The organism is Corynebacterium sp. HMSC070H05 (assembly GCF_001837615.1).
GTDB classification, from domain to species: Bacteria; Actinomycetota; Actinomycetes; order Mycobacteriales; family Mycobacteriaceae; genus Corynebacterium; species Corynebacterium coyleae.
The window spans coordinates 15702-41050 of sequence record NZ_KV833341.1; the positions used below are offsets into that span (position 1 = coordinate 15702).

At 63.4% G+C, this 25349-nt stretch carries 24 protein-coding genes and 1 tRNA gene; 17 read left to right on the forward strand and 8 right to left on the reverse strand.

Annotated features, from left to right (window positions below):
• The first annotated feature begins 108 nt into the window (after window positions 1-108).
• The 6 genes from HMPREF2617_RS08320 to HMPREF2617_RS08345 all read left to right on the forward strand — a co-directional run bounded on the left by HMPREF2617_RS08320 (window position 109) and on the right by HMPREF2617_RS08345 (window position 6884).
• Window positions 109-1551 carry a uridine transporter UriT gene (locus HMPREF2617_RS08320; protein ID WP_371441302.1) on the forward strand — a complete coding sequence of 481 codons (1443 nt, stop codon included), beginning with the start codon at window positions 109-111 and terminating at the stop codon, window positions 1549-1551.
• Window positions 1544-2482 carry a uridine-preferring nucleoside hydrolase UriH gene (locus HMPREF2617_RS08325; protein WP_070840504.1) on the forward strand — a complete coding sequence of 313 codons (939 nt, stop codon included), beginning with the start codon at window positions 1544-1546 and terminating at the stop codon, window positions 2480-2482. The genes HMPREF2617_RS08320 and HMPREF2617_RS08325 overlap by 8 nt, the downstream gene beginning before the upstream one ends.
• Before the next feature lie 334 nt (window positions 2483-2816).
• Window positions 2817-3749 carry a trimeric intracellular cation channel family protein gene (locus tag HMPREF2617_RS08330; protein WP_168168344.1) on the forward strand — a complete coding sequence of 311 codons (933 nt, stop codon included), beginning with the start codon at window positions 2817-2819 and terminating at the stop codon, window positions 3747-3749.
• A 25-nt stretch (window positions 3750-3774) separates the two neighbouring features.
• On the forward strand, window positions 3775-4710 hold the full coding sequence (locus HMPREF2617_RS08335; RefSeq protein WP_070840506.1) for a DMT family transporter: 936 nt from the start codon (window positions 3775-3777) through the stop codon (window positions 4708-4710).
• A gap of 469 nt (window positions 4711-5179) precedes the next feature.
• Window positions 5180-5503 carry a hypothetical protein gene (locus HMPREF2617_RS08340; protein ID WP_141763035.1) on the forward strand — a complete coding sequence of 108 codons (324 nt, stop codon included), beginning with the start codon at window positions 5180-5182 and terminating at the stop codon, window positions 5501-5503.
• Window positions 5493-6884: an NAD-dependent succinate-semialdehyde dehydrogenase gene (locus tag HMPREF2617_RS08345; protein ID WP_070484163.1), complete on the forward strand. Its 1392-nt coding sequence runs from the start codon at window positions 5493-5495 to the stop codon at window positions 6882-6884. Before HMPREF2617_RS08340 ends, HMPREF2617_RS08345 begins: the two co-directional genes overlap by 11 nt.
• A gap of 11 nt (window positions 6885-6895) precedes the next feature.
• Here the strand turns inward: HMPREF2617_RS08345 and HMPREF2617_RS08350 are convergent, their stop codons facing one another.
• The gene (locus tag HMPREF2617_RS08350; protein WP_070815800.1) at window positions 6896-7696 is read right to left on the reverse strand and encodes an HAD-IIA family hydrolase; all 801 of its coding nucleotides are present in this window, start codon (window positions 7694-7696) and stop codon (window positions 6896-6898) included.
• Entirely contained in the window at window positions 7693-7968 is a 276-nt protein-coding gene (locus HMPREF2617_RS08355; protein ID WP_070570169.1) for an acyl carrier protein, read from the reverse strand. Before HMPREF2617_RS08355 ends, HMPREF2617_RS08350 begins: the two co-directional genes overlap by 4 nt.
• 17 nt (window positions 7969-7985) lie before the next feature.
• Here HMPREF2617_RS08355 and HMPREF2617_RS08360 point away from each other — a divergent pair, with 17 nt between their 5' ends.
• Together HMPREF2617_RS08360 and HMPREF2617_RS08365 are read left to right on the forward strand one after the other, a co-directional pair.
• Window positions 7986-8795 (forward strand): YPDG domain-containing protein, encoded by an 810-nt coding sequence (locus HMPREF2617_RS08360; protein WP_070840508.1) that lies wholly within the window; start codon window positions 7986-7988, stop codon window positions 8793-8795.
• Window positions 8792-9649 carry an alpha/beta fold hydrolase gene (locus HMPREF2617_RS08365; protein ID WP_083319416.1) on the forward strand — a complete coding sequence of 286 codons (858 nt, stop codon included), beginning with the start codon at window positions 8792-8794 and terminating at the stop codon, window positions 9647-9649. Before HMPREF2617_RS08360 ends, HMPREF2617_RS08365 begins: the two co-directional genes overlap by 4 nt.
• A 379-nt stretch (window positions 9650-10028) precedes the next feature.
• Here HMPREF2617_RS08365 and aceE read toward each other — a convergent pair whose 3' ends face one another.
• A complete protein-coding gene (gene aceE, locus HMPREF2617_RS08370) occupies window positions 10029-12824 on the reverse strand; it encodes a pyruvate dehydrogenase (acetyl-transferring), homodimeric type (RefSeq protein WP_070840607.1) in 2796 nt (931 codons plus the stop codon).
• 150 nt (window positions 12825-12974) lie between these two features.
• Here aceE and HMPREF2617_RS08375 point away from each other — a divergent pair, with 150 nt between their 5' ends.
• The 3 genes from HMPREF2617_RS08375 to HMPREF2617_RS11935 all read left to right on the forward strand — a co-directional run bounded on the left by HMPREF2617_RS08375 (window position 12975) and on the right by HMPREF2617_RS11935 (window position 14445).
• The gene (locus HMPREF2617_RS08375) at window positions 12975-13424 is read left to right on the forward strand and encodes a DUF3052 domain-containing protein (RefSeq protein ID WP_070422126.1); all 450 of its coding nucleotides are present in this window, start codon (window positions 12975-12977) and stop codon (window positions 13422-13424) included.
• 64 nt (window positions 13425-13488) lie between these two features.
• A tRNA-Val gene (locus HMPREF2617_RS08380) sits at window positions 13489-13564 on the forward strand.
• Window positions 13565-13920: 356 nt separating this feature from the next.
• A complete protein-coding gene (locus HMPREF2617_RS11935; protein ID WP_168168345.1) occupies window positions 13921-14445 on the forward strand; it encodes a hypothetical protein in 525 nt (174 codons plus the stop codon).
• A gap of 489 nt (window positions 14446-14934) precedes the next feature.
• Here the strand turns inward: HMPREF2617_RS11935 and HMPREF2617_RS08385 are convergent, their stop codons facing one another.
• The 5 genes from HMPREF2617_RS08385 to HMPREF2617_RS08405 all read right to left on the reverse strand — a co-directional run bounded on the left by HMPREF2617_RS08385 (window position 14935) and on the right by HMPREF2617_RS08405 (window position 18574).
• Window positions 14935-15825: an IS1249 family transposase gene (locus tag HMPREF2617_RS08385; RefSeq protein WP_256381228.1), complete on the reverse strand. Its 891-nt coding sequence runs from the start codon at window positions 15823-15825 to the stop codon at window positions 14935-14937.
• Window positions 15826-16086: 261 nt separating this feature from the next.
• A complete protein-coding gene (locus HMPREF2617_RS08390) occupies window positions 16087-16482 on the reverse strand; it encodes a hypothetical protein (protein WP_141763037.1) in 396 nt (131 codons plus the stop codon).
• A gap of 30 nt (window positions 16483-16512) precedes the next feature.
• Window positions 16513-17478, reverse strand: a complete 966-nt coding sequence (locus HMPREF2617_RS08395) for an SURF1 family cytochrome oxidase biogenesis protein (RefSeq protein ID WP_246821723.1) — start codon at window positions 17476-17478, stop codon at window positions 16513-16515.
• Window positions 17479-17484: 6 nt separating this feature from the next.
• Window positions 17485-17952 (reverse strand): low molecular weight protein-tyrosine-phosphatase, encoded by a 468-nt coding sequence (locus HMPREF2617_RS08400; RefSeq protein ID WP_070450800.1) that lies wholly within the window; start codon window positions 17950-17952, stop codon window positions 17485-17487.
• Complete coding sequence (locus HMPREF2617_RS08405; protein WP_070840511.1) at window positions 17939-18574, reverse strand: HAD-IA family hydrolase; 636 nt, start codon at window positions 18572-18574, stop codon at window positions 17939-17941. Before HMPREF2617_RS08405 ends, HMPREF2617_RS08400 begins: the two co-directional genes overlap by 14 nt.
• 36 nt (window positions 18575-18610) lie before the next feature.
• On the opposite strand from HMPREF2617_RS08405, the gene HMPREF2617_RS08410 reads away from it, so the two are divergent.
• The 6 genes from HMPREF2617_RS08410 to HMPREF2617_RS08435 all read left to right on the forward strand — a co-directional run bounded on the left by HMPREF2617_RS08410 (window position 18611) and on the right by HMPREF2617_RS08435 (window position 25341).
• Entirely contained in the window at window positions 18611-19747 is a 1137-nt protein-coding gene (locus HMPREF2617_RS08410) for a Nif3-like dinuclear metal center hexameric protein (RefSeq protein WP_070840512.1), read from the forward strand.
• 10 nt (window positions 19748-19757) lie between these two features.
• Window positions 19758-20447 carry a zinc ribbon domain-containing protein gene (locus HMPREF2617_RS08415; protein WP_070450806.1) on the forward strand — a complete coding sequence of 230 codons (690 nt, stop codon included), beginning with the start codon at window positions 19758-19760 and terminating at the stop codon, window positions 20445-20447.
• Window positions 20448-21608, forward strand: a complete 1161-nt coding sequence (locus HMPREF2617_RS08420) for a bifunctional RNase H/acid phosphatase (RefSeq protein ID WP_070771870.1) — start codon at window positions 20448-20450, stop codon at window positions 21606-21608.
• A 219-nt stretch (window positions 21609-21827) separates the two neighbouring features.
• A complete protein-coding gene (locus HMPREF2617_RS08425) occupies window positions 21828-22844 on the forward strand; it encodes a LacI family DNA-binding transcriptional regulator (RefSeq protein ID WP_070840513.1) in 1017 nt (338 codons plus the stop codon).
• Complete coding sequence (locus HMPREF2617_RS08430; RefSeq protein WP_070840514.1) at window positions 22841-24373, forward strand: sugar ABC transporter ATP-binding protein; 1533 nt, start codon at window positions 22841-22843, stop codon at window positions 24371-24373. The genes HMPREF2617_RS08425 and HMPREF2617_RS08430 overlap by 4 nt, the downstream gene beginning before the upstream one ends.
• Window positions 24370-25341, forward strand: coding sequence for an ABC transporter permease (locus tag HMPREF2617_RS08435; RefSeq protein ID WP_070840515.1), 972 nt, complete (start codon window positions 24370-24372; stop codon window positions 25339-25341). Before HMPREF2617_RS08430 ends, HMPREF2617_RS08435 begins: the two co-directional genes overlap by 4 nt.
• Window positions 25342-25349 lie beyond the last annotated feature (8 nt).

Here is a 25349-nt window from a genome sequence, read left to right on the forward strand (position 1 = left end):
AGCCCTGCATATGAACGGAAAGACGCTGCTTGAGGGGCGCTCGCAATGCTCGGCGACGCACCGGAACCGAGGCGGGCGGTGCGCGGAGGGCTGTTTTACACTGCACGCATGACTATGACGAACACCTCGCTACCAGCAGCGGGGCAGAAGCTACCGACCAACCAGGTCGTGCCCCTGATGACAGCGCTGCTGGTGGCTGTCTTCGCATTCCAACTCAACGCGTCCATGTTGTCGCCGGCGCTGGCGACCATGGAGGTCGAACTTGACGCGACCACCGCGCAGATCGGCATGACGCAGACCGCGTTCTTCACCGCCGCGGCCGTGTTTGCGCTGTTTATGCCGCGTTGGGGTGACTTGATTGGGCGCCGCAAGGTGTTGGTGACCATGATGGCGGTCACGGTGATCGGCTCGGTCGTTGCGGCGCTGGCCACGAACGTGACCATGCTGTTCATCGGCCGCGTCATCCAGGGTGTGTCCGGCCCGACGGTCGCGCTGACGTCGGTCATGCTGCGCCAGGCTGTGCGTGAGGAGAAGCAGTTCGCGTTCCTGGTGGGCATCCTGACCTCGGTGAACGGTGGTATCGCTGGTGTGGACGCACTGCTGGGCGGCTGGCTTACCGATGCCTTCGGCTTCCGCTCCCTCTTCTGGGTCATCGGCGCCGCCGCGCTCGTGGCCGTGTTCGCCGTGCAGTTCGGCGTGCCGGAAACCAAGTCGAATGAGTTGCAGCCGATGGACTGGAAGGGCGTCGTCGGCCTGGTTATCGGTGCTGCCGCGATCCTGACCGCACTGAACATGGCCGGCGAGCTCGCCGCCGCCAACTGGGTCATGGTCATCATCCTGCTGGCCATCGGCGCGGCGTCGCTGGTGTGGTTCTGGCGCACCGAGAAGTCCACCCCGCACCCGCTGATGTCCACCGAACTGCTCACCCAGCGCCGCACCTGGGCGCTGCTGCTCACCACCACCCTCACCATGACCGGTGTGTTCGCCGTCATGAACGGCCTCGTGCCCAACCTCGCCCAGGACGCCGAGGCCGGTCCGGGCATGTCCGCCGGTGTCGTGTCCTGGTGGACGCTGACCCCGTACGCGCTCGCCGGCCTGGTCATGGGGCCGCTGTCGGGATGGCTCGCCGGCCGCGTGGGCTACAAGATCATCCTGCAGATCGGTATCGCTGGTGCGGCGCTGTCGGTTGTGTTCGGTGTGTTTGTCGTCGGCAATGCGACGCACGCGCTGCTGCTCGCCATGTCGATCCTCGCCGGCATCACCTACGCCGGCATGGGCAACATCATGCTCGGCTCGCTTGGCGTCGTGCTCGCACCGAAGCACAACCAGGGTTACCTGCCGGGCCTCAACGGCGGCGCGTTCAACCTGGGTGCGGGCCTGTCGTTCACGATCATCTTCGCGGTGTTCACCGCCACCAACGGCAGCTACCACGCGGGCATGATCGCCGGCGCAATCCTGCTCGGCTGCGCGTTCGCCGCGTCGTTCCTGATCCCGAAGCCGGAAACCATCCCGGACACGCTCGCAGCAGAGGACGTGGCCGCCCGTGCGTAAGATCATCATCGACTGCGACCCAGGCCACGACGATGCCGTCGCCATCCTGCTCGCCCTTGGCAATCCAGACATTGAGCTCCTTGGCTTAACGACGATCGGCGGCAACCACACCATCGATAAAGTCACCCACAACGCACTCCAAGTGCTGACTATCGCCGGGGCCACCAACGTGCCGGTCTACCGGGGTGCGACGCGCCCGCTTATCAACGAGGTCGTCACCGCCGAGGACATCCACGGCGACACCGGCATGGAAATCCACAGCTACGACCTGCCCGAACCGGCAGTTGGGGTGGAGGATGAGCATGCGGTGCGGTGGATCGTCGATACGCTGATGCGCGAAGAACCCGGCACCGTGACGTTGGTTCCGACCGGACCGCTGACCAACATCGCGCTGGCCGTGCGCATGGAACCACGGATCGTCTCGCGCGTGCGCGAAGTCGTGCTCATGGGCGGGGCGTACGGCACCGGTAACTGGACCGCGTCCGCCGAGTTCAACACGTGGGTGGACCCCGAGGCCGCCGCGATCGTCTTCGGCGAAGACTGGCCCGTGGTCATGGTCGGCCTGGACCTCACCCACCAGGCGCTGGCGACGCCGGAGGTGGAGTCGCGCTTCGCTGCGCTGGGCACCTCCGTCGGCGACTTCTGCGTCGGACTCATCGACGCCTTCCGTCGCAACTACAAGGACGCCCAAGGCTTCGACAACCCACCAGTTCACGACCCCTGCGCCGTCGCCTACGTCATCGACCCCACCGTCGTCGAGACCGTGGCCGTGCCCCTGTCCGTGGAACTGTCGGGAGCGCTGACCCGCGGGCGGACCGTGGCGGACTTCCGCGTGCTGGACCCGTCCGACTGCAACACGTCTGTGGCCACGCGCCTGGACGTGGAGCGCTTCTGGGACCTCGTCATCGACGCAGTCCAGCGCCTGGGGTAGGGGCAGGCGCTTCAGGCGCAGACCTGCCCCGTCTTCTCGGCCAAACGGCACATTTCGCTGATTTTGGGCGAGATGCGCGGTGTTGGATGTGCCGTTTAGCTTTGCGACGCCACCTTCCCGACCCCACCCAACACATGGTGAGAACGTAACGGTGAGGACGGCAAAATATCGGCATCTTCACCGTTGTATTCTCACCATGTGTGTCCGAGCGTGTCTGGCGGTACCGGCAACCACGCCAAACCGGCGACACCTACGCACACGTCCCACACCGTCATCACCGGCGCCCGGGACCGAACGCCGGGAATTACAGGAGTAAACCACTACGATGACGCGCATGTACTTCGACAACGTGTTCACCGCCGTGGGGTTCTCGTTTGCCCTGATGGACCTTATTGGGGTGTTTTTGAATGCGCTGATGGGTGGGCTCGTCGCTAGGCGATTGCGCTTTGACGCCGTCGGTTTCATGCTGATTTCCATCATTTCGGGCATGGCGGGCGGCATGATCCGCGACGCCCTGATCGGTGCCACGCCCGCGTCGGCGTTGCAAAACCCCTGGTACATCGGCACGGCGTTGGTGGGGTCGCTGTTTGCGTTTCTGATCCCGCTGTCGGGCCTGACGTGGGAGTTGTTCCGTTTCCACGGCGACATGATCATCGTTGGCGTGTGGGCGGTGACGGGCACGGTGACGGCGATGCGTGCCGACATCACGTGGTTCGGCTGCATCCTCATGGGCGTGCTCACCGCGACCGGCGGCATGGTGATTCGCGAGATGATGATCGGCCAGATCCCGTCCATACTTATCGACCGCCAGTGGTACGTCGTGCCGGCGATTGTGGCGTCGATTAGCGTGCAACTGTTTTATGATCTCAACCTGCAATCCATCGGCCTCGCCATCTCCGCCCTGATTGGTTTCGGCCTCGGCGTGGCGGCGTACTGGTTCGGCTGGCACGTGCCGGGCATCGAGGCGCTGGCGAATGTCGACGATTTCTTCACCCGGATCAAACACCGCGTCGGCGACCGCCTCCCACGCACCCCCAGCGCCCTGCGCCAACGTGCCGAGCGCGCGCAACGCCCCGGCATGCTCGTGCACGCGCCGACGCGCAAGGATATTCACGACATTCTGGGCAATCGTATCGACGACCGCCGCAACGTCACCCACGAAGAATTCCTCGACGCCCTCTACCGCGCCTACATCGACCCGACCGGGCCGGGAGGCGCTGGCGGTGCGGGCTCTGGCGCTGGCGGTGCGGGCGACCGCAAGAAGTAACCCACCCGTATGAAACCATAGGCGGGTGCTTCTCCTTATTGCGCTCGCTGTCGGCGGGCTGATCCCGATCCAAACCGCGGCCAACTCGCGTTTGCGTCTCAGCGTGGGCAACTTCCCAGTTGTGTCGGCGCTGATTTCGTTTTCGGTGGCGTTGCTTGTGGCTATCGTGGCGACCACCATTCTGCAGGGCAACCCGCTACCACAGTTCGCGCCGGGTACGTCCGCGCCGTGGTGGACGTGGCTCGGCGGTGTGATGGGTGTGTGCTTCGTGCTGGGCAACATTCTGCTGTTCCCACGCCTTGGCGCGGTGCAGACTGTGGTGTTGCCGATCCTTGGCCAGGTGGTGATGGGCCTGCTCATCGACTGGTTTGGGTTGTTCGGAGCACCGCGTATCGACGTCACCCCGCCCCGCATCGCCGGCGCCATCGTCGTGTTCGTCGGCATCGTTGTGGTGCTGCGCGCAGGCAAGTCAGGGAGGGGTGCGGCTGCTGCCGTTGCATCTGGCGACGCCTCCGGCCTCGAACTCTGGCTCTTCCGCGCGCTCGGCGTCCTGGTCGGCGTCGGCTCCGCGGTACAGACGGCAGTGAACGGTTACTTAGGGACGATCGCCGGCTCCTCCCTCCACGCCGGCGAAATCAATCTCTCCGTCGGCGTGGTGCTGCTGTTGGTCGCCGCGCTGGTCACCTCACCGAAGCAGTTCACCCGCAAGCCGACGCCGGGCCCGGCCTGGATGTGGCTCGGCGGCCTCGTGGGCGCCACCTTTGTGATCTCCGGCGCGACCCTGTCGCCACTGCTCGGCACCGCCACCACCGTGATCGCTTTCAACGCCGGCACCATCGCCGCCGGTCAGGTCCTCGAGGCCCGCGGCGCCTTCGGTGCCCGCAAGAACCCGCTCACCGCCACGCGCCTCGTCGGCCTGGTCGTGATCTTCCTCGGAGTGCTGGCAGTGCGGTTGCTGTAGGCAATCGGCGCCGCGACGCGCGGATGGTTTGCGCTCGAGGGTAAGTAGCGAGAAAACGCAGCTTAGGGGCAAACCCGAACTCGTGAATCTGAGTTCGGGTTTGCCCCTAAGCTCACTTTGCGACATATACAACCCAACACTCGGCACTGAAAACCGCGCCACTAAACCTCAACCCGAGGTCGAGCAAATAGGGGGATCAAGCAGCGGTTGAGGGTTGCCCAGGGTGACTCGTGTGACGCAAGATCGGTCGCGAGCCGAAAGGGCTCAAAGAGTAACCAGAGGCCGTTGGGGAAGACGAACCTCTCGTCTCGCACTCCGCCGCCCGGGCTAGTCACCCGGACACGGACAACCGTCCGTCGCGGCGTCCCGCTTAGTCACCGGGGCAGGAGTGCGCCAAGCAAGACATCGAGTGCTGCACGCAAAACAGCGGCACAGCACCGATGCTGAAAGCACAGAAGGGTCCCCACCAATGACGACAACACTGGCTGCGCCCCGCGCGTGCCGTCCGACACGCAATCGACTCACGTGGACGCTCCACATTGAGGGGATGTTGGGCAGGGTGCGTGGGGTCGTCGAGAAGCAAATGCTCTTGTTGCCTGAGGGTGAGCCGGGCGAGGTCTGGTTCACGCGCTGGCAGCGGCGGCCGGATCGCACGTACTCGTGCCAGGAGAATATCCGCGCGACGGAGGCGGAGATTGAGCCGTTTCGGCGCGCGATTGAGCGGTTGGCGGCGGAGGAGAATTTCGTGGCGAGGCTGACGCAGCGCTCGTACCATGGGGCGCATGTCTACTAAATATCGAGTACAAAATCCGAAGAACAACGAGATTGTCGCAACGTACGATTTCATTAGCGACGACGCCCTCGACACCGCCCTGACCACCGCAAACGACACGTTTAAGCAGTGGCGCGAGAAGTCGTTTGAGGAGCGTGCGGAGGTGCTGCGGAAGGTCGCGAAGCTTTTCGACGACAAACGCGACGAACTCACCCGCATCATCGCCGAAGAGATGGGCAAGCCGGTCGATCAGGGCGACGGTGAGATCGACGACGTAGTCGAGATTTTCAATTACTACGCCGACAACGGCGCCGAGTTCGGGGCTGACGAGGAGATCCCGAACAAGCGTGGCGGCACGTCGATTATGCGCAAGGTTCCGTTCGGCGTGATCCTGGGCATCATGCCGTGGAATTACCCGTATTACCAGGTCGCGCGCTTCGCCGCGCCCGCGCTGATGGCCGGCAACGTCGTGCTGGTCAAGCACGCGGAGATCTGCCCGCGTTCGGCGGAGGCGATCCAGAAGATTTTCGAGGAGGCCGGCGCGCCCAAGGGGCTGTTCACGAATCTGTACGCGAAGCACACGCAAATTTCGCGCATTATTAACGACGACCGCGTCCAAGGCGTTTCCCTCACTGGCTCCGAGCGCGCCGGGCGTGCCATCGCCTCCCAGGCCGGCCAGGCGCTGAAGAAGTGCGTGCTCGAGCTGGGCGGCACCGACGCCTACATCGTGCTCGACTCCACCGACGTCCCGGCCGCCGCGAAAACCGCCTGGAACAAGCGCATTTCCAACACCGGCCAGGCCTGCACCTCCAACAAGCGCATGATCGTGATGGAGGACATTTACGACGAATTCGTCGACGAACTCGTCTCCCTCGCTTCCAAGTGCGAAGCCGGCGATCCGCTCAACCCGGAGAAGGGCCGTTACTACCCGCTGTCCTCGCGCGACGCCGCCGAAAACCTCGCCCAGCAGCTGAAGATCGCCGTCTCTGAAGGCGCGAACCTGCGCGTTGGCGGCGAGGTCACCGGCAAGGGCGCCTACATCACCCCGGCCGTGATCACCGACATCCCGGTCGGTTCCGACTCCTACTACGAGGAGTTCTTCGGCCCCGTTGCCGAGGTATACAAGGTGTCCTCTGAGGAGGAGGCCATCGAGGTGGCCAACAACTCCCGCTACGGCCTCGGCGGCGCCGTGATGTCCGAGGACGTCGAGCGCGCCAAGCGCGTTGCCGACAAGGTGGACACCGGCATGATCCACGTCAACATCCCGCAGGCCCGCGGCGCCGAACTGCCCTTCGGCGGTGTGAAGGCTTCCGGTCTGGGCCGCGAACTGGGCCCACTGGGCATGGACGAGTTTGTGAACAAGCAGCGCTTCTACATCGCCGGCTCCGACTCGGCGGTGTAAGGAAGCGCGCCCTAGTCGGCGTCGGTGTACTTGCCGTCGCCGAAGGGGTCGTGGATGCGATCCACCAGGTCCGCCACCGAGTCGAACACGGCGGTGGGGCGGTAGGGGTAGCGGGCGATCTCGGCGTCGTCGCTAATGCCGGAGCGCACAAGTACGGTGCGCATGCCGGCTTCGAGGCCGGATTTCACGTCGGTGTCCATGCGGTCGCCGATCATGACGGTGTTGTCAGAGTGGGCGCCGATGTTGTTCAGTGCGGAGCGCATCATGACGGGGTTAGGTTTGCCCACGTAGTAAGGCTCCATGCCGGTCACGGCGGTGATCATGGCGGCGACGGAACCGGTTGCGGGTACGACCCCGCGCGGGCCAGGCCCGGTCAGGTCGGGGTTCGTCGCGATGAAGCGGGAGCCGCGCCGGATCAGGTTCGAGGCGGTGGTGAGCGCTTCGAAGGAGTAGGTGCGGGTTTCGCCGAGTACGACGAAGTCGGGGTCGGCGTCGGTAAGAATCCAGCCGATCTCGTGTAGCGCGGTGGTCAGGCCGGCCTCGCCGATGACGTACGCGGAGGCTTCACCGGCTTGCTGCGAGAGAAACTTCGCGGTTGCCGTCGCGGAGGTCCAGATCCGTTCCGGCTCGATGTCCAGGCCCATGCGTTGCAGTTTCGCGGAGAGGTCGCGCGGGGTTTGCATCGAGTTGTTGGTCAGCACCATGAACTCGATTTCCTCATCGCGCAGGGTGGAGATGAACTCCTTCGCGCCGGGAATGACCGAGCCCTCTTTGTGGAGGACGCCGTCCATGTCGGTCAGGTATGAAATCATTCGTGTTCCTCCAGGTAGTCGGCGAGTTCGCCGGCGGTGGGGTGGTCGGTAAGTACGGTGTCGTCGATACGCACGCCGAAGGTGTCCTCGATCCGCACGGCGAGTTCGATGCGGTCGAGGGAGGCGATGGCGGTGTCGTCGAAACGCGAGCTTTGCTTGACGACGACCCCCGTCACCTCCTCAACCAATCCCGCGAGACGAGCGAACGTGTCTGCCGGGGTTTCCTCCTCGAGTTGGAGGCCGCCGAGATCCAAGCGCTGCGAAAGTTCCATGCCGTTATGATAGGCCCATGCACCGCCTCGCAGTTCCGGCAGCAGCCGTTGTGATCACCAGCCTCGTCGCCCCCGTCGCCGGCGCCGCAACGATGGCGGAAACGTACAAGCCGTACTTCGCGCCGGAGACATCGCACGTGTACGGCCCGCCAGGCGACTACTACACCAACCCCGTTTACCTGGAGTTGAAGGACGTGCCGGAGGGGGCACGGTGGAGCCTGACCGGGGAGAACACGATCCGCCACCGCTTTCAGGTGGACAAGGTGGACGACAAACTCCGGGTCAACCTCAACCTGAATGGCGATACGCCGGTGCAGCGCGGCGAGAACACGCAGCAGATTCCGGTGCGGGTGCACTTTCCGGACAACTCGACGGACCTCTATTTCCCCGAGGTCACCTTAATCCCGGACCACGCGTTTCTGTACGATCCGGAATACGACTCCGCCGAGGCCGACCCCGGCCAAACCGTAACGCTCACCCCGACCAACGTCCGCCACCTGGACCTTCCTAACGACGCGACGTGGGAGGTCAAGGGCAATCACGACGCAGTCGACCAGAAAACCGGGGCGATTACCGTGACCCTGCCCAAGGACTCCTACGACAGCGTGAACCTTGACGTGACCGCCACGTTCGCCGACGGCTCGAAGCGTTCGACGACGGCGAGGGTGACGAATACGGGACGTGGGGTCGTCGAGAAGCAAACGCCCGCGCCTGCGCCCGCTGGATCAACGCCGCTGCGAAAGGGTGCGCTGGTCTTCGGCATCCTCGCCGTCATCGTCGGCATCGGCTTCGCCGCCATGCCCTACCTGCAACAATTCGGATTATGATGCGCACCGGCACCATCGACCGCGACGGCATCACCATCCACTACTACGACGTCGGCCCCCGCGACGCCGGCCTGACCGTCGTCTACGCACACGGCTTCAACATCGCCGCCGCCGAATACAAACTGCAGGTCGAAGCCATTTCCGGCGTGCGCCAAATCCTTGTCGACGTCCGCGGCCACGGCAAAACCGGCTACGCCGACCCCAGCCTGCTCACCATCGATTCCGCCGCCGACGACATCGCCGCCGTCCTGAGCCACCTCGGTATCGACGACCCCCTCATCACCGTCGGACACTCCCTCGGCGGTCCGATCTCCCTGTCCCTGATGCGCCGCCACCAGTTCAACTGGGTCGGATCCGTGCAAATCTCCAGCACCGTCGACCCCTTCACCGCCCGCGGCCTACCACGCCTCCTCGGTGGGGGATTCGGCCGGTCGCTCGGGTGGTTTGTGGATAGGCTGCCACACGCCGCCGAGGGCATCCGGCGCCTGGTCACCGACATGATCGCCCCGATCCTCGCACGCTGGTTCTACTTCCGGCCCGTACCGTGGTCCCTGATCACATTCCACGCCCGCATGATTAAAGCCACGCCGCTCGCCACCTATCGAGGCTTCTTCGACGACCTCCAAACCCACTCCGAACGAGGCGCCGCCGCCGTCCTGGCCACCATCCCCGGCTACATCCTCGTCGGCGACCGCGACAACGTCGCCCCCGTCAGCCAATCCGCCGAACTCGCCGCAATCTGGCCAGGCGCCTACTTCCAAATCCTGCCCGAGTCAGGGCACATGCCGCCTCTCGACGACCCCGGCGCCGTCACCGCCGCCATCGAGCGCGTCATCGCCCTGGCGCGAGGGTAGGGCAGGCGCGACCGCGCCTGCGACAGCCACCAGCCGCCGAGGTTTCTGACACATTCCGGCAGAATCTGTCAGCGCCGGGAATCGTCGCAGGTCAGCGGGTTTTGAGGTGGGCGCCGATGTGAAGTCTGTCAGGAGCATCTGCTCCTGGCCAAAATAATTCCCGGGTCCGCGCCGATTTGTGGAACTATTTTGGCTTTTAAGGTGTTGCAAAATCGGCGACCTGGGGAAACGCGGCCGCGGAAAGCCCCAAAACCGAAGAAAGTTCCCGGCCGGGGAACTATTTTCGGAAAGGGTGGCAGGCGGAAAGACAAGCCACCTCACACAACGAAAACCGCCCCGGCCAATGAAAACAGGCCGGGGCGGTTGGGGGATCACAGAACTACTCTGCGGCGTTCTCCGGTCCCTCGTCGTCGGAGTCGAGGGTCGGCTTCGCGGCGGTCGGATCGTCGATCTTCAGATCCTTGGCAGCCTTCGCTGCAACATCACGATCGATCTTGCCTTCGTTGGCCAGGCCCATCAGGGCGGCGACGGCCATGGACTCGGCGTCGATGTTGAAGTAGCGGCGGGCGGCTTCGCGGGTGTCGGCGAAACCGAAGCCGTCGGCACCCAGCACGATGTACTGGCCCGGGACGTAGGCGCGGATCTGCTCCTGCAGGTCGGAAGCGAAATCGGAGGTCGCGATGTACGGGCCTTCGGTCTGCTTGAGCTGCTTGGTAGCAAATGCCTCTTCGACCTCTTCGCCCGGGTTGCGGAGCTGCTCGGCAGCCTTGCGCTGACCCTCGCGGGCGAGCTCGGTCCAGGAGGTGACGGAGTAGATCGCGGCACCGACGTTGTACTTCTCCTGCAGGATCTCCTGTGCGCGAAGTGCCTGCTGCATACCCACGCCGGAGGCGAGCAGGGAGACCTTGTGCTCGAGGTCCTTGCCTTCGTCGTAAAGGTAGATGCCCTTGTGCAGGCCCTCAACGTCGAGGTTGTCCGGGCGTGCCGGCTGGTGGTGCGGCTGGTTGTAGACGGTGATGTAGTACATCACGTCCTCGTCCTTGTCCGCGCCCTGGCCGTACATGCGCTCGATGCCCTTGGAGATGATGTATGGCATCTCGTAGGCGAACGCCGGGTCGTACGGGATGACGGCCGGGTTGGTGGATGCCAGGATCGGGGAGTGGCCGTCCATGTGCTGCAGGCCCTCTCCGAAGAGGGTGGTGCGGCCGGCGGTTGCGCCGACGATGAAGCCGCGGCCCATCTGGTCGCCGGCGGCCCAGAAGTTGTCGCCGGTGCGCTGGAAGCCGAACATCGAGTAGAAGATGTACATCGGGATCATCGGCTCGCCGTGGGTGGCGTACGACGTTGCTGCTGCGATGAAGGATGCGGAGGAGCCGTCCTCGTTGATGCCTTCGTGCAGGATCTGGCCATCGGTGGACTCGCGGTAGGACAGCTGCAGGTCGTGGTCGACCGGCACGTAGTTCTGGCCGTGCGGGTTGTAGATCTTCTGGGTCGGGAACCAGGAGTCGAGGCCGAAGGTACGGGCCTCGTCCGGGATGATCGGGACGATGCGCTTGCCGATCTCCTTGTCGCGCATGATCGCCTTGAACGTGCGCACGAGCGCCATGGTGGAGGCGACTTCCTGCTTGCCGGAGTCCTTGAACAGGGCCTTGAAGGTCTTTTCAAAGTCAGGCTGCTCGAGTGGGGTGTACTGCTCCCGACGCTCCGGCAGGTAGCCGCCGAGTTCCTCGCGGCGTGCCTTGAGGTACTTGATCTCCTCGGCGTCCTCGCCCGGGTGGTAGTACGGCGGCAGGTACGGATCCTTTTCCAGTTCTTCGTCGGAAATCGGGATCTGCTGCTTGTCGCGGAAGAGCTTCAGGTCTTCCAGGGCCAGCTTCTTCATCTGGTGGGTTGCGTTGCGGCCCTCGAAGTTGTGGCCGAGGCCGTAGCCCTTGACGGTGTGGGCGAGGATGACGGTCGGCTTGCCCTTGGTCTCCAGGGCGCGCTTGTAGGCGGCGTAGACCTTGCGGTAGTCGTGGCCGCCGCGGCGCAGGTTCCAGATCTCTTCGTCGGTCATGTCTTCGACGAGCTTCTTGGTGCGCTCGTCGCGGCCGAAGAAGTGCTCGCGGACGTAGGCGCCGTCGTTGGCCTTGAAGGTCTGGTAGTCGCCGTCCTTGGTGGTGTTCATGATGTGGACGAGTGCGCCTTCTTCGTCCTTCTCAAGCAGTTCGTCCCACTCGCGGCCCCAGACGACCTTGATGACGTTCCAGCCGGCACCGACGAAGAAGCTTTCCAGTTCTTGGATGATTTGGCCGTTGCCGCGCACTGGGCCGTCGAGACGCTGCAGGTTGCAGTTGATCACGAAGGTGAGGTTGTCCAGACCGTAGAGGGAAGCCATCTGGATGAGGCCGCGGGATTCGGGCTCGTCCATTTCGCCGTCGCCAAGGAATGCCCAGACGTGCTGCTGGTCGGTGTCCTTGATGCCGCGGTCCTGCAGGTACTTGTTAAAGCGTGCCTGGTAGATGGCGTTCATTGGGCCAAGGCCCATGGACACGGTTGGGAACTCCCAGAAGCCCGGCATGCCGTGCGGGTGCGGGTAGGACGGCAGGCCGCCCTGCTTGCGGGAGTGTTCCTGGCGGAAGCCGTCCAGATCGTCTTCGGAAAGGCGGCCTTCGAGGAAGGCGCGGGCGTACATGCCTGGGGAGGCGTGGCCCTGGAAGAAGATCTGGTCGCCGCCCTGTGGTGCGTCCTTGCCCTTGAAGAAGTGGTTGAAGCCAACTTCGTAGAGGGCTGCCGCGGAGGCGTAGGTGGAGATGTGGCCGCCGACGCCGATGCCCGGGCGCTGTGCGCGGTGCACCATGACGGCGGCGTTCCAGCGCATCCAGCGGCGGTAGCGCTTCTCAATTTTCTCGTCGCCAGGGAATTCTGGCTCGAGTTTGGTTGGGATGGTGTTCACCAGGTCGGTGGAGGACAGCGCCGGCAGCGGTACGCGCTTGGCGTTGGCGCGCTCAATGAGGCGAAGCATGAGGTAGCGGGCGCGCTCCGGGTCGGACTCCTCGAGCAGGCCGTCGAGGGAGTCCATCCACTCTTGGGTTTCCTCCGGGTCCGCGTCATGCAGGTAGGAAGCTACGCCTTCGCGCAGCGACAGGATATTCGTATCGACGTCAGAAGCGTTCTTCACGCGACCATCGATCATCTCGGTGTCCTTTTCGGCCACTTCAACCTCCTGGGTTCATCGGGGCAATACACCGACAAGGATACGTTCTTTTGGTCGCTAGTTCTTACATCGGATGGCTTTTGGTGAGACTAATTGTTGGTTTGTCGCCATTGAGCACGGTGGGGCGGTATGCTGTCGTGCATTCGTACAACTACAACTGGAGGATTTAGACACTTGAGTGCCACAGGAGTGGACACCTACGCCGACCGTTTTGGGGTTGGCCCCGACCTTGTCGTTCAGGAGATCGGCTGGGGCGAGGATGCGGATTCGTCCATCTCGGAAGCCATCGAGGATGCCATCGGAGCAATGCTTCTTGACGACGACACCCTCGAGCCCTGCGACCTCGTCCTCCTTTGGTTCCGTGAAGGCGACGGTGACCTTGTCGATGAACTCGTCGACGCCACCCGCAACCTCGGTTCCGGCGGCCGTATCTGGCTGATGACTCCTGGTGCCGGCTTCCCAGGCGTTGTCGCCCCGGGCTTGATCGCAGAGTCTGCCCAGTTGGCCGGTCTGCTGCAGACCAAGGCCGACCGCTTCGGTGACTGGCAGGGCTCTTGCCTCGCCGCCTCGAAACGGTAGTTTTTGGCGCTTAGCCTGCAGGTTTTCCTTTTCCGGTCGTGCTTTGGTAGTGTTACCGGGCAGCGCGCCGTTAGCTCAGCTGGAAGAGCAACTGGTTTACACCCAGTAGGTCGGCGGTTCGAGCCCGTCATGGCGCACCAGGTCAAGGCCCCTCTTCGGAGGGGCCTTTTCGTAGCTTGGTGTGAGTCCGCAGGCTGGGGTTAAGGCGGGTTAAGGCTCAAAAAGTGTGTCTGCTATCGGCGTGACATTCTCATTAATGCTCTGCCGTTCATTGGGCGAAAGAATATGTTACCGTCATCTCACAAGGTGTCTTAAGTGAGCAAGAGCTCGCAGGACATCTCGACAGAGCAAGCTCTCGCAGAATATTCTTAGAAAGAGGTTAGGAATGCGCCTACCCTTTAGAAGGGCATTGGCAGTTGCACTTTCGGTATCGGCGCTAGGAATCTCCTCCCCTACGACGGTAACGGCAAAGCCAATTGACGTCGCTGAGGCGCAGATGTTATTTGCCGAGGATTCGAACCTCACCGTGGCTGAAGAGGCATCTTTTAGGGCGATGGACAGGTATGTTGATTTTGAACATGCACGGTTTGATTATCGAGCAGCTCAGTCGGATCCAGACGTGGATTCCGGTGTACTGAATGAGTTCTCAGGAACTCTTCTTGCGCAAGGCTGGAATGTTGACGCGGACGAATCAGACCTAGCGATTCTTGAACGCGAAGCGGATGCTATCGAACCGGCTATTCAGTTTTACGATGCATGTCAAGGACGGAATGGGTTCCAAAAGCTACCACCCGGTATCTTGCTAAATAGCTGCGCGGCATCTGCACTCCAGAATGCGTACGCCGCTGGCGCTGGTGTTGCCGCGTTAGCTGCGTTAATTACTGCAGAAACAGGTGTAGGCGGGTTTCTTGCTGGCGCTATTGCTGGAGGCTTAGCGGCGGAATCTGGCATTTTAGGCATCTGCGGTACGTGGAATCGAGGAATTAGACTTTTCCCTGGTGGAATTTGCTGGTCACAGTAGGTATAAATGCGCTTGCTACGTGTTGTCATCGGTATCATTATCGCTATAGGTGTTATCCTGAGTATTATTCAAGTAGCACTTTCTGCGTGGTCTAATCCGATTTTGTCCGTAGGTCCCATTTTATCGATTACAGGTGCTCTAGCGGGCATTTTGTACGTAGTCTTGGTGAGATACCGTGAACGAGACAGAGACTAGTATATTCAAATTCTTGCTTCCTGCGTGAGCCGCTATTCTATAACTACTATTTGAGCGTTAAGGGTCAAAAAGGGTGTCTAGCTCGGCGTGTCGCGAGGGTTAGATGTGGCCTTTTTGGATGCCGATTGAGTGGGTGTAGTTGGTGTCGATAGCGCCCTCGTAGAAGGCTGGTCGTCGAAGTTTCGTGGTCGGCTTGGTTCTCGTTTCGGGTCAGGGTGGATACTTTGGCCAGTTAGTCCTGACCCCAGTTGGGCTGCCCGGCGATCTCAACGGGGTCGTCAGGCAGTTCCGTTTTTAGGTAGAGCCACCAATCCAACATGCGGCGTTGATGTTCCCGGATCTTCCCCGGTGGGTGCGGGCCAGCAGTTTCAACTGGGCGTTGATTCCGCCTTCCGGCTGTTTGGTGGCTTTGATCCGGCTGGCGTCGAGCACACCGTCGGGTGGGGCGAGGTAGACCAACAGTAAGTTGCCCCGCCATAGGTGGTTGAGGCTGTTGTAGGCCTTGCGGGTGCGTTCATGAGTCCATGACCAGGCGCGTTGCCGTGTCGCCGGGTCGGTTGTGAACGTTTTCTGGTTCATCCAGTCACGGTAGATAGTGCCGTATTCGTGCAGTTGCGCACCCCACGCGGCCGCCTCGTCAAGATCGGTGATCTTCGTGAGGTTGAGCGCGATCTGGTAAATCGCTCGTCCTGCATCGGTGCGGGGACGTGCGGTGGTGTGCCGGCGCACCACGCGTTGGGCGTGGACGAGGCAGCGCTGCACTTTCGTTGTGGGCCAGCATGCCTTGATTGCGCTGGCAGCGCCTTGGCCGCCGTCAATGACAGGGATCAGGGGCGCGGGGATACGTTCGAGCAGTCGTTGGTAGTCGCGGGTGGTTTCACGTGTGCACCAGTGCCAAGCGATGACGTGATCCAAGGTGGCAGCAACAATCAAGCATCCGCCGGCGGTGTAGGTGCCGTCAAGAAAGACCTGGTCGTAGACCCAGCCTTCGTGCCCGATCGTGGGATCGGGGACATCAACTAGCCAGAAGTGTTCAAACCGGTGTTGCAGCGTACGCGGATGACATCCTGCTCCGGCGGCAGCGGTTTCCAAGCTCGCACCGGTTGTGAGGTGGGTGATAAATGCTGCGAAGGCAGCGGAGTTGGTGATATCGGGGAGCTGCTTGGTGATGGAAGCGCCGCACATTTTGCACCGTCACCGGCTGCGGTTGGCGGAGGTCTTACCGTTGCGTTTCATTTCCCCACCGCATTGGCAGCGTGGTCTGTTCTTCGGCATTGATCAAGCCAACACCAGCCCCTACCACACACTGCTGTCACCCCCCCGGTTTTTCGCCACCATGGCGCGGATATAAGCCCCAGGAGCATATACTTTCAGGAAAACCCCCGATCATCTCAAACAAATCGACGAATCCAGACACACATTTTGTCGCTTAACCCGAACCGGTACCTAGAGCGATCGGTTCTCGATGGCGGCGAGGATGCCCAGTTCGAACGCCGGGGTGTTGCCGTCGAACTCCACGTCTGCGACGTCCCATTCGGAGAACTGCACCCGAGCGGAGCCGGTGGTGGCGGTGGGGGAGTCGGGGACGATGGAGATGTCGTGGAGAGAGTGGCCAAGCGCGGCGCAGGCTAAGCCGGCGCGGGCTGGCAAAGTACCGCCGTCGGACAGGGCGAAAAGGGGCTGGCCTTCGGGGTCGGTGAGAAGCGACAAGGTTGCGAAGGGGCGGTTGGCGAAGGCGACGGCGTGGTCGAAGGCGGCGTCTTCAATATCGGCTGGTTCGACGCCCGGGGCAGGGACGACGCCGACGTCGGCGAGGGTGCGGAGGACGGAATCGAGCGACATCAAAACCCCTTCAGAGACCATGGGACAGAGTTAGCGTTCTTGTTCCTTATCGTAAGCCTTGGCCCACGGGTTGGTGCGGGAAGAACCGTAGCGCTGGCGGGAACGCGTAGGAGCCGCAGTCGGGGTCTGAGCGGACGGCGCCGGGGCGGTTTCTTCGCCGGGGACAGGGGAAGGCTCGGGGCCGCTGCCGGCCACGGTGTCGTCGTTAAGCAGTTGCTTCTGCTCCTCGACGTAGCGGCGGCGTTCGCGGCTTTCGGAGAACAGGAAGTAGAGCAGGGCGCCGGGGGCGGCGACGCCGAACAGGATCCACTGGAGGCCGTAGGAAAGGTGGTTGCCCGTTTCCAGTTGGGGCAGGGGGATGGCGGTGAGGGTGCCGGGCTGGTCGGAAAGCAGTTGGATGTACGGCTCGACCATGACAGCGCCTGCGTCTACACCGGCTAACTCCCCGACTTGGGCGGGGTTAATGGAGTGGACCATGTCGTAGCCCTGGTCGTGTATGGGCGCAGTGGGGTGGACGGCTTCGCCGGCGCGCAGCATGCCGGTGATGGTGACGTCGCCGGTGGGTGCTGCGTCGATGTCCGGGACACCGGTGGAGCCCTCGGCGGGGACCCAGCCGCGGTTGACAAGGATGGTGCGGCCGTCGTCAAGCGTGAACGGCGTGAGCACCTGGAACGCAGGGGTGCGGTCGACGGAACGCAGGCGAAGCAACACGTCGTTGCCCGTGTAGTGGCCGGTGGCGACCACACGTGACCATTCGTCGGCGGGGGCGAGCGTGGTGCCGGGCAGGCGGTCCACCAGCGGTTCGGGATCGTGGTCGAACGCCGCGGAGATGTGTTCGTTGCGCTCGACTAACTGTTCGTTCTTGCCGAGTTGCCAGGGCGCGAGGAACGTGAAGGCAAAGTAGGAGAAAATGCCGACGACGATCGCCGCGATGATCCAGCCGGGGTTGAGCAGTTGGCGCCACCACGGCTTTTGGGAGGACTTGTTGGCATTCACGCCCACTTAGCCTAGCTGATCGCGCACCCAGCGGATAATGCCGTCGGCGGCGGCTTCGATCTGCTCGCGCACCACGGTGAAGCCCTCGGGCCCGCCGTAGTACGGGTCGGCAACGCCAGCGCCCTCAGGTGCGGCGGGGTCGAAGGAGCGCAGCAGACGGACCTTGTCTTCGGGCACGCCGCGCACGACCAACTCCGACACGTGGTTGGTGTCCAGCGCGACGATCAGGTCGGCTTGCTCCTGCTCGTAGCCAAACTGTTGGGCGCGGTGGGCTTCGCCGTCGTAGCCGTGGTTGGCCAGTTCGCGCCGGGCGCGTTCGTCGGCTTTGTGGCCGACGTGCCAGTCGCCGATGCCTGACGACGACACGCGCACCGCATCGCCCAGCCCCGCGTCCTCCAATTTGGAGCGCACGATGACCTCCGCCATCGGGGAGCGGCAGATGTTGCCAGTGCAGACGAAATCAATATGCAGCACGGATGATCCTTTCCAACTCGCGTGCGTCCGATGCTACGTAGGTCGCCTCGTCCCATTCGGGTGCGGCACCGTAACCCCAGGTCACGGCAACACTCGGGATGTCAAAGGTGGCGGCGCCGGTGAAGTCGTGGGTGCGATCACCAACCATCAGGGGACGTTCGGGCCCGACGTTGTCCAGCACGTACCGGATCACGTCGGCCTTCTTGGCGCGCACGCCGTCGTTCGATGCAGCGCCCAAAAAGTCGATGTGCTCGAGCATCCCTGCGCGCTCGAGTGCGGCTCGCGAGAAGCGTTCGCTTTTCGACGTCGCCGTGCACACCCCAAAACCTTCCCCCTTCAACCTAGCCAACAGGTCGGCCATGCCGTCGAAGACTTCGAAGCGTTGCCAGCCTTCGGTAGACATGTAGGCGGAGTAGGCCTGCATGGCTTGTTCGACCTGGTCAGGCGACATGCCGAGTGCGCGCATCGATTCCGGCATCGGTGGGCCGGGGATGCGTTTGATGAACTCCTCGTCCGGTTTATCCCAGCCCACGGCCTCTAATCCGAGGAGGAATCCGTGGCGGATGCCGGGGAAGGAGTCGATGAGGGTGCCGTCGACATCGAAAAGCAATGTGGTGTTCACACCTCACCACTGTTCCAAATTTGTAGGCTGGCTGCCATGACTGCTGTGACTGTGCAAGACGTTGTTGATGCCCTCGAGGCTGCCTACCCGCCGGCGCTGGCGGAAAGTTGGGACCAAGTTGGCCTGGTCTGCGGCGACCCGGACGCTGAGGTGACCAAGGTTGCGTTCGCGTTGGATTGCACGCTGGAGGTCGCCGAACGGGCCGTGGCGCAGAGTGCGCAACTGTTGGTTGTGCACCACCCGTTGCTGCTGCGTGGTGTGCATTCGGTGGCGGCGAATACCCCGAAGGGCAAGGTCATTCACACGTTGCTGGCTGGCGGCTGCGCGCTGTTCGCTGCGCACACGAACGCCGATTCGGCGCGCCCGGGTGTGTCGGACAAACTCGCCGAACTCGTCGGCATCGAACCCGGCCGTCCGATCAAGCCGGTGCTTCTTAACGCCACCGACCGCTGGGGCGTCCACGTCCCACCTGCGGAAGCCGACGGGTTGAAGCGCGCCCTGTTCGAGGCCGGCGCGGGCGAGATTGGCAACTACCGCGAGTGTGCCTTCACCACCGAGGGCACCGGCGAGTTCACCCCCGTCGAGGGCGCTGACCCTACCGACGGCACGGTCGGCGAGCACTACACCGCGAAGGAGTTGCGGGTGGAGTTTGTGGCGCCGGCGAGGTTGCGGCGTGGGCTCGTCGATACGCTGCGCGCGCATCACCCGTACGAGGAGCCGGCGTTCGACATCGTCCAGATCGAGCACACCGGAGATTTGTCCACGGCCACCGGGCTGGGGCGCGTGGGCGAGTTGCCGGAGCCGATGACGCTGCGCGAGTTCACCCAGCAGGTGGCCAACGCCCTGCCGGAGACCGCCTGGGGTGTGCGCGCCGCCGGTGATCCGGACCAGATCGTGCAAAAGGTCGCGGTGTCGTCTGGCTCCGGCGACTCGTTCCTTTCGGATGTGTCCAAGCTCGGTGTGGACGTGTATGTCACCTCCGATTTGCGCCACCACCCGGTCGACGAGCACCTGCGCGCCGGTGGGCCTGCCGTGATCGATACCGCCCACTGGGCCAGCGAGTTTCCCTGGACCGAGCAGGCAGAGAGTATCGTGGCCCCTCTAGGCGTGGACACCGAGATCCTGCACATCCGCACGGATCCCTGGACTGTGTCCGCGCACCCCGCGAACTAAAGGAGTACCGATGCACCTATCCCAAGACCTGCAACCCGTCCTCCTGGAGCTCGCGCTCGCCGACGCCACCAAGGGCCAGACGCGCGTTCGTCCCGAAGAGCAAGAATTGCAGAAGCTTCTCGACGAACGCACGCGCATGACCGAGGCTTCCGCCTCCGCCCAACTGGCCGTGGATGACATGGAACTGGAAATCCTGCGCATCCAGGAAGACGAGCGGAAACTGAAGAAGCGCGAACTCGACGACAAACGCCAACTCAGTGCAGAGACCGACCCGGAGCGTCGCAAGGACCTGGAGCACGACCGCTACGCCGCGAAGTCGCGCATCGCGGACCTGCTCTACGAACTCAAGGAAGCCCACAACGAGATCGCTGCGCTGCGCAACAACCGCGACATTCACGCCGCCCGCGTCGATGAACTCAACCGCAAGGTCGAGGCCGCCCAGCGCGCCGTCGATGCGTTGCCGGAAGAAGAAGCGGTGGACACCGACGCGCTGCGTTCCCGCCTGCCGGAGGACGTGCTGAAGGCGTACGACGACATCGGCGCCGCCAAGTTCAACGGCCGCGCCTGCGGCGGCTGCTTCATCCAACTCCCGCCGTCCGAGCGCGCCGAAGTACTCGCCGAGCCGGAGGACACCCTGCCGGCCTGTCCGAACTGCGGCACCCTGCTGGTGCGCGTGAACCCGGCCACCGACGAGGTGTAAATGCAGGTCAAGATGTACTGCGACGGCGGCTCCCGCGGAAACCCGGGGGTCGCCGGATCCGGCTCCGTGGTCTACGACGCCGACGGCGAAACCCTCGGTGAGATCGCGTATGTGGTGGGCAAAAAGTCCACCAACAACGTCGCCGAATACTACGGACTGATCCGCGGGCTGGAGGCGTGCCGCGAGGTCGGCGCCACGCGGGTGGATGTATTCATGGACTCCAAGCTCGTTGTCGAGCAAATGACCGGCCGGTGGAAAATCAAACACCCGGACATGCAACAACTCGCTCGGGAAGCCCGCGACCTCGCCTCCTCCTTTGAGAAGGTCACCTACACCTGGGTTCCGCGCGCCAAGAACAAGAAGGCCGACGAGTTGTCCAACGTGGCCATGGACGCGGCCGCGCGTGGCGACAAGCCGGGGATTGTGAAGGGCACCGGCGTGTGGGGCGGCGGTGGCAAGGCTTCGGCCCAAGAGGAGAAGCCGGCGGAGGGGCCGGTCGTCGAAAAGAAAAAGCGCGATGCCGCTGGCCACTGGGCTGGAAACTCCGAACCGCGAACGCGGTTCATTCTGCTGCGGCACGGGCAGACGCAACACTCGGCCGAGATGCGTTTTTCCGGCGTTTCTAACCCGGACCTCACCGATATCGGCCGTGACCAGGCGAAGCGTGCCGCCGAGGCGCTGCGCACGTTCGGGCGCATCGACGCCATCGTTGCCTCCCCGCAAGCGCGCGCTCAGCAAACCGCGCAGTTCGCCGCCGAGGTGCTTGGCCTTGAAGTTCGTACTGACGAGGGCTTCCGCGAGCTCGACTTCGGCGACTACGAGGGCCTGACCCGCGACGAGGCGATTGCGAAGGGGGAGGAGACGTATGCGACGTGGCAGGAATCGCCAAACAACGCGCCCCCTGCCGGTGAGTCGCTGACAGCCTTCCACCGCCGCGTCACCCGCGCCCGACTGAAAATTCAGGAGCGCTACGAGGGCCAGAACGTGCTGGTGGTGACCCACATGACCCCGATCAAATCCATGGTCCGCCAGGCTCTCGGCGCGAACGCCGAACTGTTCAAGCACCTGTTTTTGGATCTTGCCAGCATCTCTGTCGTGGACTACTTCGGTGAATTCGGTGTGGTCCGCTGCGTCAACGACGTCGCCCACCACCGCGGGTAGAGGGGACTCGGGCTACGGACTGGGGGGCGACCGCGGCGGCCACCAACGCCGCCGCAAAACCACACGAAATGGCGCCGGCAGTCCAACGTTCGGGGGTGTGTGGGGGTGTGGCGCTATTGACCTGACGCTCAGCTGCAGTTTAGGTTGTTCTGCACATGGTGCAAACGTTTGCACACATCACTAGCACCCAACACGATCCGGACACACACGGAGGAACCCATGGCGGGACGGGCCACGTTGCGCGAGGTTGCGCTCGACGCGGGCGTGTCGCCGTCCACGGTATCGCGGGCGCTAGCGGGGAACCCGGCGATCTCGAAACAAACGCGGGACCGGGTGTTTCATTCGGCGGCGAAGTTGAATTACGTGCCGAATTTGCAGGCGAGGGGGTTGCGCTCGGCAGCGTCGACGGCGGTGGGGCTCACCATTCCGAGCCTTGTCAATCCGTTTTTTGCGCAGATGGCGGCCTCGATCCAGCAGGCGGCGGACACCGATGGGTTTTCGGTGATGATTGCCACGACCAACGAGGACGCTGGCCAACTCGATGCCGCCCTGCAGACGTTTAGCGGCCAGCAACTCGCCGGGGCGATCATCGTGCCGTCGATGCATAGTGCGCCGATGGTGCAGTCGCTGCTGGACCGGGGCCAGCGGATTGTGCAGGTGGATCGGGTGCTGCCGGGGCTGGAGGTGCCGTCGGTGATTACGGACGCGCGACCTTCCATCCGCAAGGCCGTCCAGCACCTCAAGGACAACGGGCATACGGAGATCGGCTATATCGCGGGCCCGTCGAGTACGTCGACGGGGCTGCAGCGCCTGGAAGGCTTCCACGACGCGATCCGCGACACCCCAGAGACGAACGGTCTGATCTTCCGCGGCGGCTACAGCAGCGCGGAGGGCTTCGCGGGTGCCGCGGACCTGCTCAAGCGTGGCGCGTCGGCGATTATCGCGGGGGATTCCATGATGACGGTCGGGGCGCTGCAGTACGTGCTGGACCACAAGATCGGTCTGGGCGAGGACCTCGCGCTGGTTGGGTTTGATGACCAGCCGGCATTTCAGATGCAGCCCGTTCCGTTGACGGTAATTGAGCAACATGTGGAGGACGTCGGCAGACGTGCGTGGGAGAAGATCGCCGCGCTGATCCGCGGGGAGCCGACCTCGCAGCACGAGGTGTTACCCACCACATTGACTATCCGAGAATCCAGCAATTTCAACTTCACTCCAAGGAGGTGCAGCAGATGACCACAGCGGTAAAACCCCTGATCAGGTTGGACGGCATTTCGAAGTCATTCGGGCCGATCAACGTGATTGATAACGTCTCGCTCGCCGTCGAGCCGGGTCGCGTGCTTGCGCTGCTCGGCGAGAACGGCGCGGGTAAATCGACGCTGATCAAGATGATGTCGGGCGTGTATCAGCCCACCTCGGGGCGCATTCTTATCGACGACCAACCGGTCACCCTGCCCGACACCAAGGCCGCAGAAGCGCACGGTATTGCCACGATCCATCAAGAGTTGAACCTGGTGCCGACGCTGTCGGTGGCAGAAAACATCACGCTCGGGCGCACGCCGCGCCGGGCAGGGTTGGTGAACTTCAAGGAGATGCGCCGCATCGCCGCGGAGGCTATCGACCGTATCGGCCTGAAGGTGGACCTGGACACGCCGGTTGGTGAGCTCGGTATTGCGCGCCAGCAGTTGGTTGAGATCGCGAAGGCGTTGTCGATGGATGCGCGTGTGCTGATTCTCGACGAGCCCACCGCGGCCCTTACCGGCCACGAGGTTGACCAGTTGTTCATGGTGGTCGACGATTTGAAGGCCAACGGGGTGGGCATGGTGTTTATCTCGCACCACCTGGACGAGATCGCCCGTATCGCCGACAGTGTGGCGGTGCTTCGCGACGGCAACTTTGTCGCCGAGGTCCCCGCCACCACCCCAGAGGCGGAACTCGTGCGCTACATGGTCGGCCGCGACATCGAGGACCAGTACCCGAAGGTGGATAAAGAGATCGGCAAACCGCTGCTGACCGTGGAAAACCTCACCACGGAAGGCAAGTTTAAGGACGTCTCCTTCGAGCTCCGTGCCGGCGAGGTTGTCGGCCTGGCAGGCCTTGTGGGAGCGGGCCGCACCGAGGTCGTGCGCGCCATCGCGGGTGCCGACCACGTCGATTCCGGCACCGTTTCCATCAACGGCGAACAACTCCCGTCCGGCTCCGTCGCTCAGGCGATCAAGCGCGGCATCGGCCACGTGCCGGAGGACCGCAAGGCGCAAGGCCTCGTGCTTGGGGCCACGGTGGGGGAGAATATTGGGCTGGCCACGTTGCGGTCGTCGTCACGTGCGGGGATTGCGGATGTGGGTGGTCAGCGCAAGCGTGCGGATGACGTCGCCAAGCAATTGCGCGTGCGCATGGCCGGCATCGACCAGGAGATCCGCAACCTGTCCGGCGGCAACCAGCAAAAGGCCGTGTTCGGTCGTTGGGTGCTGGCGGGCTCGAACATTTTGCTTCTCGACGAACCCACGCGCGGTGTCGACGTCGGCGCCAAAGTGGAGATCTACAACATCATCAACGACATCACCCAGGCCGGCGGCGCAGTGCTCATGGTGTCCTCGGAACTGCCTGAGGTTATTGGCATGTCGGATCGCATCCTGGTGATGTCCGGCGGCCGCATCGCAGGCGAACTGCCCGCGGGTGCCACCCAGGACGAGATTATGGCGCTGGCGGTGTCCAACGTCGAAGACCACGTCGAACCACTTACAGAAACGGAGGCCCGCGCATGACGGGAACGACTACGGATGAGCGCTTGAGTACTCGCCAGCGCGTCATCAACTGGATCATGAACAACGGCGCACTCGTCGGCCTGATCGTGCTGTGCATCGCGCTGTTCATCGCTACCCCGCACTTCCTCACGGTGAACAACCTGATCAACGTGGGCGTGCAGGCCGCGACCGTGGCTATTTTGGCGTTCGGCATGACGTTCGTCATCGTCACCTCCGGCATCGACTTGTCGGTCGGCGCGGTGGCGGCGCTCAGTGCCATGGTCTCGGCGCACTTCTTCGTCGAGGCAGGCTGGCCCGGCTGGATCACGCTGATTGCGGGCCTGCTCACCGGTTTCGCGGCAGGTGCGGTCAGCGGTATCGCCACCGCCTACGGCAAACTCCCGGCGTTTATTTCCACCCTGGCCATGATGTCCATTGCCCGTGGCGCGACCTTGGTGATCTCCCAGGGCTCGCCGATGGCTACTGCCGAGGAGGTGAACTGGCTTGGCTCCAATGCCGGCAAGTTCCCCATCCCGATTCTGATGATGCTGTTGGCCGGCGTGCTGTGCTGGTTCATCCTCTCGCGCACCGTGCTGGGGCGTTCCATGTACGCAATCGGTGGCAACGAGGAGGCCGCGCGCCTATCCGGCATTCCGGTTAAGCGGGTGCTCGTCGCTGTGTACGCGCTCAGCGGACTGTTCGCCGCGCTTGCCGGTTTGGTCATGGCTGGCCGCCTGTCGTCGGCGCAGCCGCAGGCCGGTGTGGGCTACGAACTCGACGCGATTGCCGCCGTGGTCATCGGTGGCGCGTCGCTAGCCGGCGGCACCGGTAAGGCCACCGGCACGCTCGTCGGCGCGATCCTGCTCGCCGTGATCCGCAACGGCCTGAACCTGCTCAACGTCAGCTCGTTTTGGCAGCAGATTGTCATCGGCGTGGTCATCGCCGCAGCCGTCGGCTTCGACGTGCTGCGCAAGAAGACCACCGTATAGACCCCCTT

What these genes read in the sequence shown, in the direction of transcription:
- HMPREF2617_RS08360 (WP_070840508.1), top strand. Translation starts at nt 7,986, where the DNA reads ATGCACCGCCTCGCAGTTCCGGCAGCAGCCGTTGTGATCACCAGCCTC.
- HMPREF2617_RS08340 (WP_141763035.1), top strand. Translation starts at nt 5,180, where the DNA reads ATGACGACAACACTGGCTGCGCCCCGCGCGTGCCGTCCGACACGCAAT.
- HMPREF2617_RS08350 (WP_070815800.1), bottom strand. Translation starts at nt 7,696, where the DNA reads ATGATTTCATACCTGACCGACATGGACGGCGTCCTCCACAAAGAGGGC.
- HMPREF2617_RS08425 (WP_070840513.1), top strand. Translation starts at nt 21,828, where the DNA reads ATGGCGGGACGGGCCACGTTGCGCGAGGTTGCGCTCGACGCGGGCGTG.
- HMPREF2617_RS08385 (WP_256381228.1), bottom strand. Translation starts at nt 15,825, where the DNA reads ATGTGCGGCGCTTCCATCACCAAGCAGCTCCCCGATATCACCAACTCC.
- HMPREF2617_RS08410 (WP_070840512.1), top strand. Translation starts at nt 18,611, where the DNA reads ATGACTGCTGTGACTGTGCAAGACGTTGTTGATGCCCTCGAGGCTGCC.
- HMPREF2617_RS08435 (WP_070840515.1), top strand. Translation starts at nt 24,370, where the DNA reads ATGACGGGAACGACTACGGATGAGCGCTTGAGTACTCGCCAGCGCGTC.
- HMPREF2617_RS08365 (WP_083319416.1), top strand. Translation starts at nt 8,792, where the DNA reads ATGATGCGCACCGGCACCATCGACCGCGACGGCATCACCATCCACTAC.
- aceE (WP_070840607.1), bottom strand. Translation starts at nt 12,824, where the DNA reads ATGATCGATGGTCGCGTGAAGAACGCTTCTGACGTCGATACGAATATC.
- HMPREF2617_RS08375 (WP_070422126.1), top strand. Translation starts at nt 12,975, where the DNA reads ATGCTGTCGTGCATTCGTACAACTACAACTGGAGGATTTAGACACTTG.
- HMPREF2617_RS08355 (WP_070570169.1), bottom strand. Translation starts at nt 7,968, where the DNA reads ATGGAACTTTCGCAGCGCTTGGATCTCGGCGGCCTCCAACTCGAGGAG.
- HMPREF2617_RS08330 (WP_168168344.1), top strand. Translation starts at nt 2,817, where the DNA reads ATGTACTTCGACAACGTGTTCACCGCCGTGGGGTTCTCGTTTGCCCTG.
- HMPREF2617_RS08345 (WP_070484163.1), top strand. Translation starts at nt 5,493, where the DNA reads ATGTCTACTAAATATCGAGTACAAAATCCGAAGAACAACGAGATTGTC.
- HMPREF2617_RS08415 (WP_070450806.1), top strand. Translation starts at nt 19,758, where the DNA reads ATGCACCTATCCCAAGACCTGCAACCCGTCCTCCTGGAGCTCGCGCTC.
- HMPREF2617_RS11935 (WP_168168345.1), top strand. Translation starts at nt 13,921, where the DNA reads ATGTTATTTGCCGAGGATTCGAACCTCACCGTGGCTGAAGAGGCATCT.
- HMPREF2617_RS08430 (WP_070840514.1), top strand. Translation starts at nt 22,841, where the DNA reads ATGACCACAGCGGTAAAACCCCTGATCAGGTTGGACGGCATTTCGAAG.
- HMPREF2617_RS08320 (WP_371441302.1), top strand. Translation starts at nt 109, where the DNA reads ATGACTATGACGAACACCTCGCTACCAGCAGCGGGGCAGAAGCTACCG.
- HMPREF2617_RS08420 (WP_070771870.1), top strand. Translation starts at nt 20,448, where the DNA reads ATGCAGGTCAAGATGTACTGCGACGGCGGCTCCCGCGGAAACCCGGGG.
- HMPREF2617_RS08390 (WP_141763037.1), bottom strand. Translation starts at nt 16,482, where the DNA reads ATGTCGCTCGATTCCGTCCTCCGCACCCTCGCCGACGTCGGCGTCGTC.